Annotated in this window: 18 protein-coding genes and 4 tRNA genes; 12 read left to right on the forward strand and 10 right to left on the reverse strand. The window is 68.7% G+C overall.

Annotation, left to right across the window (positions count from 1 at the left end; genetic code table 11):
- Positions 1-23 precede the first annotated feature (23 nt).
- The 5 genes from phoU to G6N30_RS25465 form a co-directional block, all read right to left on the reverse strand.
- On the reverse strand, positions 24-692 hold the full coding sequence (gene phoU, locus G6N30_RS25445; RefSeq protein WP_134056298.1) for a phosphate signaling complex protein PhoU: 669 nt from the start codon (positions 690-692) through the stop codon (positions 24-26).
- 91 nt (positions 693-783) lie between these two features.
- Positions 784-2,934, reverse strand: coding sequence for an LCP family protein (locus G6N30_RS25450; protein WP_134056296.1), 2,151 nt, complete (start codon positions 2,932-2,934; stop codon positions 784-786).
- Between the two features lie 193 nt (positions 2,935-3,127).
- Entirely contained in the window at positions 3,128-4,261 is a 1,134-nt protein-coding gene (gene dusB, locus G6N30_RS25455; protein ID WP_134056294.1) for a tRNA dihydrouridine synthase DusB, read from the reverse strand.
- A gap of 29 nt (positions 4,262-4,290) precedes the next feature.
- Complete coding sequence (locus tag G6N30_RS25460) at positions 4,291-5,286, reverse strand: acyl-ACP desaturase (RefSeq protein WP_163687808.1); 996 nt, start codon at positions 5,284-5,286, stop codon at positions 4,291-4,293.
- 214 nt (positions 5,287-5,500) lie between these two features.
- Positions 5,501-6,085, reverse strand: coding sequence for a TetR/AcrR family transcriptional regulator (locus G6N30_RS25465; RefSeq protein WP_134056292.1), 585 nt, complete (start codon positions 6,083-6,085; stop codon positions 5,501-5,503).
- Between the two features lie 72 nt (positions 6,086-6,157).
- Between G6N30_RS25465 and G6N30_RS25470 the strand changes: the two genes are divergently transcribed.
- Positions 6,158-7,162 (forward strand): oxygenase MpaB family protein, encoded by a 1,005-nt coding sequence (locus tag G6N30_RS25470; protein ID WP_134056290.1) that lies wholly within the window; start codon positions 6,158-6,160, stop codon positions 7,160-7,162.
- 24 nt (positions 7,163-7,186) lie between these two features.
- Here the strand turns inward: G6N30_RS25470 and G6N30_RS25475 are convergent, their stop codons facing one another.
- The gene (locus tag G6N30_RS25475) at positions 7,187-7,918 is read right to left on the reverse strand and encodes an SDR family oxidoreductase (RefSeq protein ID WP_134056288.1); all 732 of its coding nucleotides are present in this window, start codon (positions 7,916-7,918) and stop codon (positions 7,187-7,189) included.
- Positions 7,919-8,012: 94 nt separating this feature from the next.
- Here G6N30_RS25475 and G6N30_RS25480 point away from each other — a divergent pair, with 94 nt between their 5' ends.
- Positions 8,013-8,585, forward strand: coding sequence for a TetR/AcrR family transcriptional regulator (locus G6N30_RS25480; RefSeq protein WP_134056286.1), 573 nt, complete (start codon positions 8,013-8,015; stop codon positions 8,583-8,585).
- Between the two features lie 84 nt (positions 8,586-8,669).
- Here the strand turns inward: G6N30_RS25480 and G6N30_RS25485 are convergent.
- Positions 8,670-8,745: transfer RNA gene (locus G6N30_RS25485), tRNA-Lys, on the reverse strand.
- A gap of 121 nt (positions 8,746-8,866) precedes the next feature.
- Here G6N30_RS25485 and G6N30_RS25490 point away from each other — a divergent pair.
- From G6N30_RS25490 to G6N30_RS25505, 4 genes are all read left to right on the forward strand, one after another.
- A tRNA-Glu gene (locus G6N30_RS25490) sits at positions 8,867-8,939 on the forward strand.
- Between the two features lie 30 nt (positions 8,940-8,969).
- Positions 8,970-9,046, forward strand: a tRNA-Asp gene (locus G6N30_RS25495).
- A gap of 41 nt (positions 9,047-9,087) precedes the next feature.
- Positions 9,088-9,164, forward strand: a tRNA-Phe gene (locus tag G6N30_RS25500).
- A 60-nt stretch (positions 9,165-9,224) separates the two neighbouring features.
- On the forward strand, positions 9,225-9,836 hold the full coding sequence (locus G6N30_RS25505; protein WP_134056284.1) for a TetR/AcrR family transcriptional regulator: 612 nt from the start codon (positions 9,225-9,227) through the stop codon (positions 9,834-9,836).
- A 3-nt stretch (positions 9,837-9,839) separates the two neighbouring features.
- Here the strand turns inward: G6N30_RS25505 and G6N30_RS25510 are convergent, their stop codons facing one another.
- A complete protein-coding gene (locus G6N30_RS25510) occupies positions 9,840-11,204 on the reverse strand; it encodes a WS/DGAT/MGAT family O-acyltransferase (RefSeq protein ID WP_134056282.1) in 1,365 nt (454 codons plus the stop codon).
- 92 nt (positions 11,205-11,296) lie between these two features.
- On the opposite strand from G6N30_RS25510, the gene G6N30_RS25515 reads away from it, so the two are divergent.
- The gene (locus tag G6N30_RS25515; protein ID WP_134056280.1) at positions 11,297-12,280 is read left to right on the forward strand and encodes an NAD-dependent epimerase/dehydratase family protein; all 984 of its coding nucleotides are present in this window, start codon (positions 11,297-11,299) and stop codon (positions 12,278-12,280) included.
- Positions 12,281-12,283: 3 nt separating this feature from the next.
- On the opposite strand, the gene G6N30_RS26970 is transcribed toward G6N30_RS25515, so the two are convergent.
- Both G6N30_RS26970 and G6N30_RS25520 read right to left on the reverse strand, forming a co-directional pair.
- On the reverse strand, positions 12,284-12,448 hold the full coding sequence (locus G6N30_RS26970; RefSeq protein ID WP_166674604.1) for a hypothetical protein: 165 nt from the start codon (positions 12,446-12,448) through the stop codon (positions 12,284-12,286).
- A gap of 43 nt (positions 12,449-12,491) precedes the next feature.
- Complete coding sequence (locus G6N30_RS25520; RefSeq protein ID WP_134056277.1) at positions 12,492-12,839, reverse strand: UBP-type zinc finger domain-containing protein; 348 nt, start codon at positions 12,837-12,839, stop codon at positions 12,492-12,494.
- Positions 12,840-12,875: 36 nt separating this feature from the next.
- Between G6N30_RS25520 and G6N30_RS25525 the strand changes: the two genes are divergently transcribed.
- From G6N30_RS25525 to G6N30_RS25545, 5 genes are read left to right on the forward strand one after another with little or no spacing between them, the layout of a single operon-like run.
- Positions 12,876-13,322 (forward strand): SRPBCC family protein, encoded by a 447-nt coding sequence (locus tag G6N30_RS25525; protein WP_134056275.1) that lies wholly within the window; start codon positions 12,876-12,878, stop codon positions 13,320-13,322.
- A 35-nt stretch (positions 13,323-13,357) separates the two neighbouring features.
- Positions 13,358-13,804, forward strand: coding sequence for an SRPBCC family protein (locus tag G6N30_RS25530; RefSeq protein WP_134056273.1), 447 nt, complete (start codon positions 13,358-13,360; stop codon positions 13,802-13,804).
- Positions 13,805-13,810: 6 nt separating this feature from the next.
- Entirely contained in the window at positions 13,811-14,248 is a 438-nt protein-coding gene (locus G6N30_RS25535; protein WP_134056271.1) for an SRPBCC family protein, read from the forward strand.
- A 54-nt stretch (positions 14,249-14,302) separates the two neighbouring features.
- Positions 14,303-14,743, forward strand: coding sequence for a pyridoxamine 5'-phosphate oxidase family protein (locus G6N30_RS25540; protein WP_134056269.1), 441 nt, complete (start codon positions 14,303-14,305; stop codon positions 14,741-14,743).
- Positions 14,744-14,782: 39 nt separating this feature from the next.
- A complete protein-coding gene (locus G6N30_RS25545; protein WP_134056268.1) occupies positions 14,783-15,226 on the forward strand; it encodes an SRPBCC family protein in 444 nt (147 codons plus the stop codon).
- Positions 15,227-15,265: the final 39 nt, after the last annotated feature.

The following is a 15,265-nucleotide window of genomic DNA, read 5'->3' on the forward strand; positions in this document are numbered from 1 at the left end:
GGCCGGTTCGCGTCGGGGGCCGCTCAGTGCGGTGTGGTGATGACCTCGTCGACGGGGTAGGCGCCGGTGACCTGGAAGATCACCCGGCGGGCCACCTCGACGGCGTGGTCGGCGAAGCGTTCGTAGAACCGGCTCAACAGCGTGACGTCGACGGCCGCGGTGACACCGTGCTTCCACTCGCGGTCCATCAGCACGGTGAACAGGTGACGGTGCAGATCGTCCATCGCATCGTCTTCCTCCTGGATCCGCGCGGCCTTCTCGGGGTCGCGGGTCTCCAGTACCTCCTGGGCGGCGTTGCCGAGTTCCACGGCCACCCGGCCCATTTCGGCGAAGTAGCCGTTGACCTCTTCGGGCAGCACGTGCTGCGGGTGCCGGCGGCGGGCGATCTTGGCGACGTGCAGCGCCAGCGCGCCCATCCGGTCGACGTCGGCGACGATCTGGATGGAACTGACGACGGCGCGCAGATCGCCGGCGACCGGCGCCTGCAGCGCCAGCAGGACGAACGCGGCCTCCTCGGCGCGGGCGCTCATCGTGGCGATCTGATCGTGGTCGGAGATGACCTGTTCGGCCAGCACGAGGTCCGCCTGCAGCAGCGCCTGAGTCGCGCGTTCCATCGCCCCGCCGGCCAGACCGCACATCTCGCCGAGCTGATCGGTGAGAGCCCCTAGTTGCTCGTGGTACGCGGTTCGCATGGAGCAAGCCTAGAGGTTGTGACGGTGCATCGTCACGACGACGCGGATGAACTGAAGGTGAATGCCACCTGCCCAAACGCCGCCCGGGGCGTCACTCACACGTGGTATCGGCCGCGTTGGTGACGTTGAGGTCCTCGGGCAGCGGAGCGGGCGTGCTGCCGGTGTCATGTAACACGTTCACCTGTACCGGCGAGCCGCTGGGAGTCGGCGCGGCGACGGCGTTGAAATCGCTGCCGAGCACCACCTGGACGATGTCGCCCATCCCGGTGACGCGTTCGATCGTCGGATTCTGGAACGACGACGCGACCGTCGCCGCGGCCTGTTCGTTGCCGGGGGAGAAGAACACCGTCGTCGCGTTGAGCTCGCTCGGGTAGTCGTCCGGGGTGGTGACGTTGAACCCGTGCTGCTGCAGGGCGTTGGCCGCGGTGGCGCCCAGGCCGGTCTGCCCCGTCGAGTTCGACACCTGGACCGTGACGTCCTGCGGTTCGGTGGTGACCGCGTTGACCAGTTCCGCGGTCGACTGGTCGTCCTGTGCCGGGGCCTCGGCCTCGGGGTTCGACGTCGTCGACTCCGGGGTGCCGGGCACCGGGGTGTTGTCGGCGTTCTTCTCGCCGGGCAGCGGGTCGTCGTTGATGATCGCGTCGAACAGGGCCCGCATGTCGTCGGTGCGCGGGGTCTCGTTGCCCCACTCGTCGGCGTAGCCGGTGGTCGGCACGGTCACGAACGTGATCCGCCCCGCGGTCACCCCCTGGATCGACTGGCCGAGCGTCACCAGGTCGCGGGTGTCGATGTTGTCGACGTAGCTGTCGTCGATGAACATGTTCACGACGTTGTTCAGCTTGGACAGCGAGAAGAACACCTCTTTGGAGATCAGCGAGCGCAGCAGCGACGACAGGAACCGCTGCTGGCGTTTGATGCGGCCATAGTCGCCGTTGATCTCGGTCGTGACCTGCCGGGCGCGCACGTAGTTGAGCGCGGTGTGCCCGTCGACCATCTGGCGGCCCGCCGTCGACAGCACCGTGCCGAGTTCGTAGTCCTCGAGCGGTTCGGTGCTGCAGACCTCGACGCCACCGAGGGCGTCGACCATCTTCGAGAACCCGGCGAAGTCGACGGCCATGAAGCGGTTCACCGACAGCCCCGACAGCTTCTGCACCACCTTGACCAGGCACTTGGGGCCGCCGACCGCGTAGGCGGAGTTCAGCTTGTATTCGGTGTAGACCGTCTCGCGCCCGTACATCGGCGACTCGGGATCGGTGATCGGGCCGTACGCACCCGTCTCGGGGTTCCACGGCTCGCACTCCATCGGATCGATGGACAGATCGCGGGGGAACGACACCGCCACCACGCGTTTCCGGTTGGCGGGGATGTTGACCAGCATGACGGTGTCGGAGCGGGCGCCCGCGGCGTCGTCGGTGGTGCCCGCGCCCATGCCGCTGTTCTCGCCGATGCGGCTGTCCACGCCGACGATCAGGAAGTTCTCGTCGCCGAACTGGGCGTTGGGATCGAGGATGTCGCGGCTGTCCTGGTCCAGCGCGGACACCCGGTTCATGCTGTTGTTCTTCGAGGACTGCCACTGCCAGGCGCCGCCGGTCAGCACGAGGGCGAGCACCGCCAGCAGCGCGGCCGCGGCGCGCCCGGCCAGGATGACCCGGCGGCGTCGGTGCGGTTCGTCGTCAGCGATGACGGCCGTGTCGTCGCCGATCCGGTACGGCGGCACCCGGTCCCCGGGTTCGTCGGCCAGCAGCGGCAGTTCCTCGGCGTAGGCGCTGGTGGCCGCCGGAATGATCTCGGTGTCCTGACGGTCCGGATCGCCGGGTGCGTGGATCGGCTCCAGGATCGGTTCGACGATCGGCGCAAGGATCTCGGTCGCGGGGGCGGGCGGCTCGGCTTCGGCTTCCGGCTCGGGCTCGGGGTCCGGCTCGGGGTCGGGCTCGGCGCGCCTGCGCTTCGGCGTGACCTCGGCGGGTCCGGTGCCGTCGCCGTTGAGCTTGGCGATCAGGTCGGCGACGGTCACCACCCCCCCGGTGTGGCTGCCCGTGGATTCCTCGTCGGTCTCCTCCGGTGCCACCGGCTCGGGTTCGGCCGCGCGCCGCTTCAGCGGTTCGCTGCGCTCCCACGGCGCGGCACCTGGTGATCGCTGCGACGATCGGGTAAGCCATTGGTTGTCCCAGTCGGACCGTGGCTCGCGGGGACGCCGAGGGTCAGGAGTGGCATCAGCACCTGGGCTGTCGCCGTCACTCATGTCCAACCGGCCTCCGACTCTGTCCAGCGTCGCGAACGCGCGCAGTGCTCACTGTCTTGTAGCAGCACAACCGGAACTCCGCCACCGGAGCCGGGCTGCAGCGAGACCCACATCGTACTGAGCGATCCTGTGAGGGATCCAGCCGGCGAACGTCTCGACCGCGTCTCGGTATGGCGTCGGGCGTCGCGACCGGTCAGCCGCCGGAGTGCATGACGTCCGCACCCGCGGGCACCGTGCAGTCGTCGGGGTCGGCCAGCCAGCCCTCGGGAAGGGACACCGAAGCCGCCGAACCCTGCCGTCCACGCGGACCGGCCGCCGCGGCCGGGAAGGGGACGTCGGGGTCGAGCTGGTCGAGCAGTGCGGAGAGCTCGGCGCGGGTCTTGACCAGCGCGAGCGCGCGGCGAAGGTCCGATCCGGCCGGGAATCCGTGCAGATACCAGGCCACGTGCTTGCGGATGTCGCGCATCGCCTTGTCCTCACCGAAGTGGTCGGTGAGCAGTTCGCCGTGCCTGCGGACGATGTCGGCGACCTCGCCGAGCGTGGGCGGCACCGGCAGGGGGCGGCCGGTGAACTTCGCCGACAGCTCGGCGAACAGCCACGGCCGGCCCAGGCAGCCGCGGCCGATCACGACGCCGTCGCAGCCGGTGGCGGCCATCATCGCCACCGCGTCGTCGGCGTCGAAGATGTCGCCGTTGCCCAGCACCGGAACGGAGGTCACGTGCGCCTTCAGCGCGCCGATCTGGTCCCAGTCGGCGGTGCCGGAGTAGCGCTGGGCCGCGGTGCGCGCGTGCAGGGCGACGGCGGCCGCACCCTCCTCGGCGGCGATGCGGCCGGCGTCGAGGTGGGTGTGGTGGTCATCGTCGATGCCGATGCGGAACTTGACGGTGACGGGGATGTCGGTGCCCTGAGTGGCGGTGACTGCGGCGCGCACAATCTGCCCGAAGAGCTTGCGCTTGTAGGGCAGCGCGGCGCCGCCGCCGCGCTTGGTGACCTTGGGGACCGGGCAGCCGAAGTTCATGTCGATGTGGTCGGCCATGCCCTCGTCGGCGATCATCTTCGCCGCGGCGTAGGTGGTGGCCGGGTCGACGGTGTAGAGCTGCAGCGATCGCGGCGACTCGTCGGGCGCGAACGCGGTCATGTGCATGGTGACCGGATGACGCTCGACGAGCGCGCGGGCAGTCACCATCTCGCACACGTACAGGCCGCTGACCGTCCCCGCCTTGGCGATCTCGAGCTCACGGCACAGGGTGCGGAAGGCGACGTTGGTGACCCCGGCCATCGGTGCCAGCACGACCGGGCTGGGCAACGCCAGCGGCCCGATCCGCAAGCCGGATCGGGCCGTGACGGCGGGTGGGGCTACGACGCTGATGACGCGAGGACCTTACTGGCCTTCTTCTCGGCCATCTTGGCTTCGCGCTCGAGACGCTTCTGCTTGGCGTTCTCGAACTTCTCGCAGGCCTCCTTGAGCTCCTCGACGAGCACGCCGAGGTCGTCGCGCATGCGGGCGGCCTCACCGGTGAAGTCCTCACGCTCGAAGATCCGCCACTTCTTGAGCACCGGCATCACCACGTCGTCGAGGTGGATCCGCGGGTCGTAGACGCCGCCGACGGCGATGATCACGGCCTTGCGGCGGAACTCGGGCACGGTGTACCCGGGCATCTTGAAGTTGCGCAGGACCCGGTGCAGCGAGTGCATGGCCTGATCGGGCGCGATCTCGAAGCCGGCCTCGGACACGTCGCGGTAGAAGATCATGTGCAGGTTCTCGTCGGCCGAGACCCGCTGCAGCAGCTGGTCGGCGACCGGCTCCGCACACGCCTTGCCGGTGTTGCGGTGCGAGACGCGGGTGGCGAGTTCCTGGAAGGTCACGTAGATGACCGAGTCGAACAGGCTCTCGGCGAACAGGTCGCCCTGCTGGTTCTGGCCGGGGGAGAAGCCGCGGGTCATCTGCTCGACGCGCAGTTCCTCCAGTTGCACGGGATCGACCGCGCGGGTCACGACGAGGTAGTCGCGCAGGGCGATGCCGTGCCGGTTCTCCTCGGCGGTCCAGCGGTTCACCCACTGACCCCAGGCGCCGTCCATGCTCATGTTCATCGCGATCTCTCGGTGATACGACGGCAGGTTGTCCTCGGTGAGCAGGTTCTGCACCATCGCGGTCTGCGCGACCTCCGAGAGCTTCGACTGCTCGGGATCCCAGTCCTGACCGCCCAGCGCGTAGTAGTTCTTGCCGTCCGTCCACGGGATGTAGTCGTGCGGGTTCCAGTCCTTGCGCATCGTCAGGTGCCGGTTGAGCAGCTTCTCGACGACCGGCTCCAGCTCGTGCAGCAGGTGCAGGTCGGTCAGGTTCTCGTGCATCGGTGCTCGTCCTCCTCGCGGTGCAGAGCTCGTCGGAGTTATCTGTACCTGTTGGTTGCACTCAATATATGTGTGTACTCCGGTGACATCAAGTTCCCTCGTGCGAGTGTCACGCGGGTCACCGACGCCGGCCCCACGCATCCGGGACCACGTTCTCCGGGCTCTGCGACGTCCGTTCGGAGTACCCCCGATCGGGGGCTGCCACGCACCGGTGTCAGTGGCTGGCAACCCTGCTGAGCAGCATGTCGACGCAGTAGTCGATGAACTGTTCGCGGGTCGCGGTCAGCCGGCCGTCGAGGTAGGCGGTGAACAGGGCGGTCAGCGCGCCGATCAGCCCGGTGGCGACCATCGCCTGCACTGCGGGGTCGGTGATGCGGGTGAGCTTGCGCTGCACCAGGTCGATGAAGTTGGGCATCCACTCGGCGCCCGACTGGGTGAGGATCGGCTCGGACGCCGGCGCCAGCAGCAGTACCCGGCCGCGGGTGGGGTCGTCCACCATCAGCGCCACGAAGCGTTCGACGGCGTCGCGCGGCGTCTCGGCATGGAGCAGGGTCGACATCGCGCGGGTGCAGACGTCGTCGTAGACGGCGCGGACGAATTCGTCGCGGTCGACGAAGCTCTCGTAGAAATAGCGTTCGGTCAGCCCGGCCTCCCGGCACACCGCGCGCACGGTCAGCACCGACCCGCCCGCATTGCCCAGCAGCGTCACGCCTGCGGCGATCAGTTCGTCACGGCGCAACGCCTGGCGGTCCTGCAGAGGGACCCCGGACCAGCGTCCGCGTCGTTGACCGGAAGACACATCGCTCCTAAGCTCATCTCTGACAACGCGTGTAGTCAAAGTTCGTCACTGACGCCGACAGGAAGTGCACCAGTGAGCCAAGATACTTCTGCGGTACCCCTCGCGGCCAGCGAATCCGCCCCCCTGGCGAGTGGATGTCCGGTGACGTCAGGCGGTTACGACGGCCCACCTCCGCTGGGTCCCGACTCGCTGACATGGAAGCTGTTCGGGGACTGGCGAGGCCTGCTGCAGGGCCCGTGGGCGGGGTCGATGCAGAACATGCATCCCCAACTCGGCGCCGCCGTGCAGGAGCACTCCATCTTCTTCATGGAACGGCTGCCGCGACTGCTGCGCTCGCTGTACCCCATCGGCGGAGTGGTGTTCGACGGCGAGCGTGCCCCGCAGACCGGCGCCGAGGTGCGCGACTACCACATCGGCATCAAGGGCGTCGACGATCAGGGCCGCCGCTACAGCGCGCTGAACCCCGACGTCTTCTACTGGGCGCACTCGACGTTCTTCATGGGCACGATCCTGACCGCCGAGCGCTTCGGCGACGGCCTCACCGAAGACCAGAAGCGCCAACTGTTCGACGAACACATCACCTGGTACCGCATGTACGGGATGAGCATGCGGCCGGTGCCCGAGACGTGGGAGGAGTTCTGCGAGTACTGGGATCACATGTGCCGCAACGTGTTGGAGAACAACTGGGCGGCGCGCGAAGTGCTCGACCTGTCGACCATGCCGAAACATCCGTCGCTGCAATGGGTTCCGGACTGGATGTGGAAGCTGCACCTCAAGGTGCTCGGACCGTTCGCGGTGTGGGTGACCGTGGGCCTGTACGACCAGCCGGTGCGGGATCTGATGGGCTACAGCTGGTCCCGCCGCGACGAGCGGCTGCACTGGTTGTTCGGGCGTGTCGTCAACCTGACGTTCAAGCTGCTGCCCGAACGCAGGCGCTACCACCCCCGGGCCCGGTCCGGCTGGGACCGCGAGGGCGGCAGGCTGCCTGCCGACCACCCGCTGGTCCACACGCCTGCCCGTAACCTGCCGCCGGTCGAGTACCGCGACAGCCCGATGCACTACTGCCCGAAGGTGTAAGCGCGCCGCCGCCGCCCGTTCAGGTCACGGCACGAACCCCGCGAGCGCGGGCGCCAGGGTGGCGGTGAACTCCTCCGCGGGCGTCGCCAGCAGGGACTTCACGAACCGCGTCTCATCGTCGGCGAGCACCTCGAACGCCCCGGTGGCGACACCGTCGTAGGCCTGGGCGACGACACTCTCCGGGGTGACCTTGGGAACGTCCCAGCGCGCGGACATCGCGGTGTCGATCATGCCGACGAGGAGTCCGGTGACGGTCGTGCCCTGGCCGGCGAGTGCGGTCCGCAGTGCGTTGGTCGCCGACCACGCGGCCGCCTTCGACGCGGCGTACGCGGTCGGCAGCGGCAACCACGCCGACAGCGACAACACGTTGAGGATCGCCCCGCCGCCGTTGGCCGCCAGCACCGGCGCGAACGCCTTCGCGACCCGCACGGTGCCCAGGAAGTTCGTCTCGAAGATGGCGCGGATGACGTCCTCGTCGAGCGTCAGCACGGAGTGGTCGTCGGCGGGGGCGATGGCGGCGTTGTTGACCAGCAGATCGACGTCGGACGCGGCGCCGGCGGCCGTGGCGATCGATGCCGGATCGGTGAGGTCGAGGGGGAGCGGTACGACGCGCTCGTCGTCCCACCGCCGGGGCCGGCGCGCCGTGGCGTACACGCGGCGCGCGCCGCGGTCGAGTGCCTGCTGGACGAACTCCGCGCCCAGGCCGCCGTTGGCGCCGGTGACCAGCACTGTTCTGTCGTCGAGTCGTTCGGTCATGTCGCTTCCTCCGGGGATCTACACTAAGTGGGGACTGTCCCCAATTGCATTATGTGGGGAGTCTCCCCATTTCGCCACTCAGGAGGTGTGTGACATGCCGGCTGCGCCCGCGCGCCGTATACGTGCCGACGCCCAGCGCAACCGCGAGGCGCTCCTGCGCGCCGCCCGCGAGACATTCGCGGCGGACGGCATCTTCGCGCCGATCGACGGCATCGCGACCGCGGCGGGGCTGGGCAACGCGACCCTGTACCGGAACTTCCCCACGCGTGACGACCTGTTGGCCGCCGTCATCGAGGACAGCGTGTGCGAGTTGCTGGCCGAGTCGGAGGCATTCGAGCGCGACCTGGACGCGGACGCGGCACTGCGCGAGTGGCTCTACCAGCTCGCCTGGCGCCTGCGGATCTGGCACGACCTGCCGACGTGCATCGCCACCGCCTACGACGACGACGCGTCGCCGGTGCAGACGGTGTGTGCGCGACTCACCGAACGCACGGCGGTCTTCCTCGAGCGGCTCCGGCGCGAGGGCGGCGCCGCCGCGTCGGTCACCGCCGACGATCTGTTCCAACTCGTCACGGCCGTCTCGTGGGCCGTCGACCGGTTCGGCGACGATCCGGAGCGGGCTCGGGAGCGGGTGGCGCTGGCGACCGCCGGGGTGTTCCTCCGCTGAGGCCGCGCCGAAACTGCGGTGAGAGCACGGAAATCGGCCGCAACGCAATCTGTCAGCAGTCTCGGCGACGACGGTGCTCGCACGTGGTGCCCCCACCAGGGCTCGAACCTGGGACCTGCGGATTAAAAGTCCGTAGCTCTACCAACTGAGCTATAGGGGCGCGGTGCACAACAATACTGCGTCGGGTGCCGACCCTGGTTTTGGGTTTGGGCTACCGGTGTCCTAAGCTATCGAAGCTCCCAACGGAAGCGTTGCGAGTACCCCGGAGGAATTCGGATTAGGCCCCCATCGTCTAGTGGCCTAGGACGCCGCCCTTTCACGGCGGTAGCACGGGTTCGAATCCCGTTGGGGGTACGCGACGCGGAGACGCGGAGCACACAGTAAGGCCCTGTGGCGCAGTTGGTTAGCGCGCCGCCCTGTCACGGCGGAGGTCGCGGGTTCGAGTCCCGTCAGGGTCGCCATCACGGCGAGGCATGAGGCTCTCAACGGGCCGGTGCCTTCCGGCCAGGTAGCTCAGTTGGTACGAGCGTCCGCCTGAAAAGCGGAAGGTCGCCGGTTCGATCCCGGCCCTGGCCACCACGACCACGACAGTGGTCCATCCCGTGTCCCCTCCATCCCAGCCGTACGATTCTCGCTGAGATGACCGTGACAAGCGAAGCCCCCGGCGCGGTGGAGGACAGAAACAACTTCCGCCAGCGGCTCCTCGACGCGCTCGAATCCTCGATCGCCGAGGACGGCTACCAGAGGACCACCGTCGCCGACATCGTGCGGCGTGCCCGTACGTCGCGGCGGACCTTCTACGAACACTTCGACGGCCGGGAGGCCTGCTTCCTCGCGCTGCTCGCCGAGGCCTACGCGGGCCAGGTGCAGCAGATCTCGGCCGCGGTCGACCCCAACTCGCCGTGGCGGGTCCAGGTGCGCCAGGCCATCGAAGCGTGGATCTCGTCGGCCGAATCGCGTTCGGCGCTGATGCTGAGCGCCACCCGCGACCTGCCGGCCATCGGCGCGGCCGCCCGCGATCTGCAGCGCGAGGTGACGGAGAACTTCATCACGATGGTGCAGGCGCTCGGCGACACCGACGAGTTCCACTCCGCGGGGATCGGACCCGTCTCCCGCCAGCGCGTCGTGATGCTGCTCGGCGGCCTGCGCGAGCTGACCGCGATCACCGTCGAAGACGGCGGCCGCATGAGCGACATCACCGACGAGGCCGTCGCCGCCTCCATCGCGCTGCTGCGGCCCGACCCCGCCTGACCGTCACACCCCGACGGCGCGTTCGAGTTCCTTCAGCGAATCCTCGAGGTGGCCCAGCAGCCGCTGCAGATGCGGCACGCTGCCGCGGGCGCCGACCAGTCCGAAGTCGAGGTTGTCGCCGTTGTTGGCCATCGTGATGTTCAGCGCCTGCCCGTCCAGCGCGATCGAGAACGGGTAGTTCCCGTCGAGGCGGGCGCCGCGCCAGTACAACGGCACCCGACTGCCCGGCACGTTGGAGATCACGATGTTGAACGGCGGGGGAGCGGCCGAGACGAAACCGGGCACCGCACCCAGGCCCAGCGGCGCGATCATCGACGCCGACAGCGCCAGCTGCTGCACCCGCGGCAACTGGGTGAACACCTGCTTGTTGCGGCGCATCGAGGTGCTGATGGTGTCGAGGCGGCGGCCCGGATCGTCGTCGTCGGTGGCGAGGTTGCACAGCACCACCCCGGTCATGTTCCCGCCCGCGTCGGCTTCCTCCTCGGTGCGCAGGCTCACCGGCACCATCGCGATCAGCGGCGCATCCGGCAGCGCGTCCTGCTCGATGAGGTAGAAGCGCAGCGCGCCGGCGCACATCGCGAGGATGACGTCGTTGACCGTCGCGCCGGTGGCCTGTTTGACCGCCCGGATGCGCTCCAGCGGCCACGACTGTGCCGCCACCCGGCGGGCCCCGCCGATCGGCACGTTGAACATCGTCCTCGGTGCGCCGAACGGCAGCTGCAGTTGCTGTTCGAGCAGTGCCGCCCGCGCCAGTCCGAGCGTCGAAGGTGCCAGTGCGGCAACGGCTCCCACGCGATCGCTGACGTTGCGCAACAGCGATTTGGACTCGTGCTGCTCGGTGCGCCGTTTGTACGGCAGGTTCCACGGCACCCGCACCTGGGTGTCGTCGGGATCGGTCGACAGCGTGCGCTGGGTCAGCTTCAGCGCCGACACCCCGTCGATCAGCGCGTGGTGGAACTTCACGTACACCGCGAAGCGCCCGTCGCTGAGCCCCTCGACCAGGTGTGCCTCCCACAGCGGCCGGTGGCGGTCGAGCAGCCCGCCGTGCAGCCGCGACGTCAGCTCCAGCAGTTCGCGCACCCGCCCCGGCGTGGGCAGTGCCGAGCGGCGCAGGTGGTAGTCGAGGTCGACCTCGTCGTCGACGGCCCACGTGAGATTGGCGACGCCGCCGAGCAGGGTGCCCGGGTGCTTGCGGAAGGTCTCTTGGAAGTCGGTCTGCTCGACCATCGCCTGATGGATCTCCCGGAGGAACTCCGCGCCCGAGATGCCGTCGGGGGGTTCGAACAGCTGTAGCCCGCCGACGTGCATCGGATGCTCTCGTGACTCGGCGAGCAAGAACATCGAATCGGTCGGCGAGATCAGCTTCATCGCAATCCCTTCGGTTTGTGGACCTCCTTTGTATGCCCCCAGGTAGCTGCGAGCAACGTTTTGGTCGATGCAGACCGGGAACATCTGAGCGCATGGCACTGAGCGTGGCCGTCACGGGACCCACCGGGGATATCGGCATTTCGGCGATCGAGGCGCTGGAGGACCACCCCGACGTCGGCCGGATCGTCGGAATGGCCCGGCGGCCGTTCGATCCCGCCGAGCGGGGCTGGACCAAGACGACTTACCGGCAGGGCGACATCCTCGACCGGGACGCGGTCGATGCACTCGTCGCCGACGCGGACGTCGTCGTCCACCTGGCCTTCATCATCATGGGTTCGCGCGACGAGAGCGCGCGGATCAACCTGGCGGGCACCCGCAACGTGTTCGAGGCGACGGTCGCGGCGAAGCGGCCGCGCCGGCTGGTCTACACCTCGTCGGTCGCCGCCTACGGCTACCACTCCGACAACCCGGTGCCCATCACCGAGGACGTGCCGCCGCGCGGTTCGTCCGAGCACTACTACTCCGAGCAGAAGGCCGCGTGCGAAGCCGCGCTCGCCGAGATCACCTCCGGATCCTCACTCGAGGTGTTCGTGCTGCGGCCGTGCATCGTGGTCGGGCCGAAGGCGCCGGCCCTGGCCGACGCGATGCCGTGGAATCAGCTGCCCGGTCCGGTGCGGCGGGTGACCCAGGCGCTGCCGCTGCTCAAACCGCCGTTCCCGGATCCCGGCACTCCGCTGCAACTGGTGCACCACGACGACGTCGCGGCGGCCATCGCGATCGCGGCCACCACCAACGCGCCGCCCGGCGCCTACAACATCGCCGGCGACGGGGTGCTGTCGATGTCCGACGTCGCCGACGCGCTCGGCGCTCGTCCGGTGCGGGTGCCGCGGATGGCGGCGGTGGCCACCTCCGAGGTGATGGCGCGGCTGCCGTTCGTGCCGTCGGCGCTCGAGTGGTTACACGCGGGCCGGACATCGGTGGTGATGGACACCAGCAAGGCCAGGCAGCAGCTCGGCTGGACACCGAGATACACTGCGGCCGAAGCGCTTTCGTCGCTGGCCGCGACCATCCACTAACGGTTACTGCGAGTCGTCTCCGGTGTCGGCGGGTCCACCCGGGGTGGCGCCGCCCTCGCTGGACCAGTCGACGCGGTCGCCGGCGCCTTCGGCCGGATCGCTGATGACGTCGTCCCTGGCGTTGTCGGGACCCTTGTCGGATTCGGTGGTCTTCGGCTCATCGCTCACGCCCGGCTGAATACCCTGCCCGGACCGGCCGGAAACGACGCGCTCACCTGGCGCGCAGCTGCTGCACCCAGTCCGACGGCACCCGGCCCCGCGGACCCGGAGCGGGTTGGTCGGCCGGATGGCTCTGCGGATCGGCCAGCGCCGGACCGTCGTAGTAGGTGTCGGTCTCGAAGTTCCAGAACCAGTCCTCGCCGGGCTCGAACGACCGGATGATCGGATGGCCCGTCTCCCGCCAGTGCGCCGAAGCGTGCCGGGCCAGCGAATCGTCACAGCACCCGATGTGCCCGCAAGCCGCACACCGGCGCAGGTGCACCCACCAGCCGCTGTCCGCTTCGCATTCGGCGCAGCCGGTTCCGCTCGGCACCGCCGCGGGATTGATCGCCTCGGTCATACCCGGCGAGCCTACGCCGGGCGTAGGGTCGCCGCTGTGGCCATCCGTGAGTCCCGCGAGGTCGTGATCGAGGCCCCGGTCGACGAAATCCTCGCCGTCATGCTGGATCTCGAGGCCCTGCCGCAGTGGTCGTCGGCGCATCGCAGTTCGGAGGTGCTCGAGCGCGACGCACAGGGCCGGCCGGTACGCAGCCGCGCCACGGTCGCGACGGTCGGCATCACCGACGACCAGGAGATCGCGCTGACCTACCACGACGACGGCTACAGCTGGACGCTGCTGCGCTCCACCTATCAGCGGTCCCAAGACGCCCGCTACCGGCTCATCCCCGACGGCGACCGGACCCGGGTGCGCTTCGAGGTCACCGTCGACCCGATCATGCCGATGCCCGGATTCCTGTTGCGCCGCGCCGCCAGGGGCGTCCTGGACACCGCCACCCTCGGACTGCGTCAACGCGTGCGCGAGGTACGCAAGCGCGGCAACTGATCCCGCGACGGCGACGCGGTCGCTAAGGTCACCGCATGGCAGTCAGCGATAAGCGCGAAGTCGTCATCGAAGCAACGCCGTCCCAGATCCTCGACGTCATCGCCGACGTGGAGTCCACACCCTCGTGGTCGTCGCAGTACCAGAGCGCCGAGGTGCTCGAGACCCACCCGGACGGCAGGCCGCACCGGGTGAAGATGAAGGTCAAGGCGGCGGGGCTGATCGACGAGCAGGTCGTCGACTACACCTGGACCGACACCTCCGCGAGCTGGACTCTGGTCAGCGCCGGGCAGCTCAAGAGTCAGGACGCCACCTACACGCTCACCCCGGACGGCGACAAGACCAAGGTCCGGTTCGAGATCACCGTCGACCCGTCGGTTCCGCTGCCGGGCTTCGTCCTCAAGCGGGCGATGAAGGGTGCGATGGAAACCGCGACCGACGGTTTGCGCAAACAGGTTTTGAAGGTGACGAAGGGTGGCACATAGCTTTCCATGGCCATCACCGAATCCCGTGAAGTCGTCATCGAGGCAACGCCCGACGACATCCTCGACGTCCTGTACGACCTCGAGTCGCTGACCGAGTGGTCCTCGGCGCACCAGGAGGTCGAGATCCTCGAACGCGACGAGGAAGGCCGGCCGAAGCGCTCCCGGCAGGTCGTCAAGATCGTCGGCGTGAGCGACGAGCAGGTGCTCGACTACACCGTCCACGACGACGGCGTGGGCTGGACCCTGGTGAGTTCCAAACAGCAACGCGCGCAGGACGGCCGGTACACGCTGACCCCGGAAGGCGACAAGACGAGGGTCCGCTTCGAGTTGACCGTCGACCCGACGGTGCCGCTGCCGGGCTTCCTGGTCAAGAAGGGCGCCAAAGGGCTGATGGAGACGGCCACCGACGGCCTGCGCAAGCGGGTGCTGAAGGTGAAGGGCTGACATTCGGGACTTCGGTCCCTAGCCAACGCCGCCCGATCGCGGTGCAATGGTGGCATGGCGAACGAGACACCGGTCGGTCCCGTCACCGCGCTGACCGAGGACGAGAGCTGGGCGCTGCTGTCCTCGATGGCGCTCGGGCGACTGGCCATCAGCGTCAGCGGACAGCCCGACATCTTCCCGGTCAACTTCGTGGTGCAGCGCCGCACGATCCTCATCCGCACCGCCGAAGGCACCAAGCTGGCGGCCGCGATGACCAACGGGCAGGTGGCGTTCGAGGTCGACGACCACAATGTCGAGCACGCGTGGAGCGTCGTGGTGAAGGGCCGCGCGAAGGTGCTGATGTACGCCGACGAGATCGCCGACGCCGAACGCGCCCAGGTGATCCCCTGGACCGCGACCGTCAAGCGCCGCTTCCTGCGGATCACCCCGACGTCGATCACCGGCCGGCGGTTCCGCTTCGGGGGCGAACCGGTCGACGCCGTCGATTTCGGCTGAACCCGCCGGTAGCCGGGCGCCGGTCACTATCTTTGGGCCATGGCCGTTCGCGCATCGCGTGAAGTGGTCTTCGACGCCCCGCCGGAGGCCATCCTCGACGTGCTCGCCGACGTCGAGTCGCTGCCGGACTGGTCGTCGGTGTACAGAAGGGTCACGGTGCTCGACCGGCATCCGGACGGGAGACCGCGACGGGTCAAGGCCACTCTCCGGCTCATGGGCGTCACCGACAACGAGATCATCGAGTACCACTGGGGTCGGCACTGGGTGGTGTGGGACGCCGAGGACACCTTCCAGCAGCGCGGCCAGCACGTCGAGTACAACCTGACGCCCGAAGGGGACCGCACCCGCGTGCGGTTCGACGTCATCGTCGACCCGTCCGCGCCTCTCCCGCAGTTCCTGGTCAAGCGGGCGAAGAAGATCGTGTTGCACTCCGCGACGGAGGGGCTGCGCAAACGGGTGATGAGTCGAAGTCACGCTGAGTGAAAGGGAACACCCTCCGCACTCCGGGGGTTTCTCACTGAC

Origin of the sequence: Mycolicibacterium litorale, from assembly GCF_010731695.1 — a bacterium.
In the GTDB taxonomy this organism is placed as follows: Bacteria; Actinomycetota; Actinomycetes; order Mycobacteriales; family Mycobacteriaceae; genus Mycobacterium; species Mycobacterium litorale.

Excerpts from the sequence above, each read along its gene's own strand:
- phoU (WP_134056298.1), bottom strand. The coding sequence starts at position 692 with ATGCGAACCGCGTACCACGAGCAACTAGGGGCTCTCACCGATCAGCTC.
- G6N30_RS25450 (WP_134056296.1), bottom strand. The coding sequence starts at position 2,934 with ATGAGTGACGGCGACAGCCCAGGTGCTGATGCCACTCCTGACCCTCGG.
- G6N30_RS25460 (WP_163687808.1), bottom strand. The coding sequence starts at position 5,286 with ATGCACGAGAACCTGACCGACCTGCACCTGCTGCACGAGCTGGAGCCG.
- G6N30_RS25475 (WP_134056288.1), bottom strand. The coding sequence starts at position 7,918 with ATGACCGAACGACTCGACGACAGAACAGTGCTGGTCACCGGCGCCAAC.
- G6N30_RS25480 (WP_134056286.1), top strand. The coding sequence starts at position 8,013 with ATGCCGGCTGCGCCCGCGCGCCGTATACGTGCCGACGCCCAGCGCAAC.
- G6N30_RS25505 (WP_134056284.1), top strand. The coding sequence starts at position 9,225 with ATGACCGTGACAAGCGAAGCCCCCGGCGCGGTGGAGGACAGAAACAAC.
- G6N30_RS25510 (WP_134056282.1), bottom strand. The coding sequence starts at position 11,204 with ATGAAGCTGATCTCGCCGACCGATTCGATGTTCTTGCTCGCCGAGTCA.
- G6N30_RS25515 (WP_134056280.1), top strand. The coding sequence starts at position 11,297 with ATGGCACTGAGCGTGGCCGTCACGGGACCCACCGGGGATATCGGCATT.
- G6N30_RS25520 (WP_134056277.1), bottom strand. The coding sequence starts at position 12,839 with ATGACCGAGGCGATCAATCCCGCGGCGGTGCCGAGCGGAACCGGCTGC.
- G6N30_RS25530 (WP_134056273.1), top strand. The coding sequence starts at position 13,358 with ATGGCAGTCAGCGATAAGCGCGAAGTCGTCATCGAAGCAACGCCGTCC.
- G6N30_RS25535 (WP_134056271.1), top strand. The coding sequence starts at position 13,811 with ATGGCCATCACCGAATCCCGTGAAGTCGTCATCGAGGCAACGCCCGAC.
- G6N30_RS25540 (WP_134056269.1), top strand. The coding sequence starts at position 14,303 with ATGGCGAACGAGACACCGGTCGGTCCCGTCACCGCGCTGACCGAGGAC.
- G6N30_RS25545 (WP_134056268.1), top strand. The coding sequence starts at position 14,783 with ATGGCCGTTCGCGCATCGCGTGAAGTGGTCTTCGACGCCCCGCCGGAG.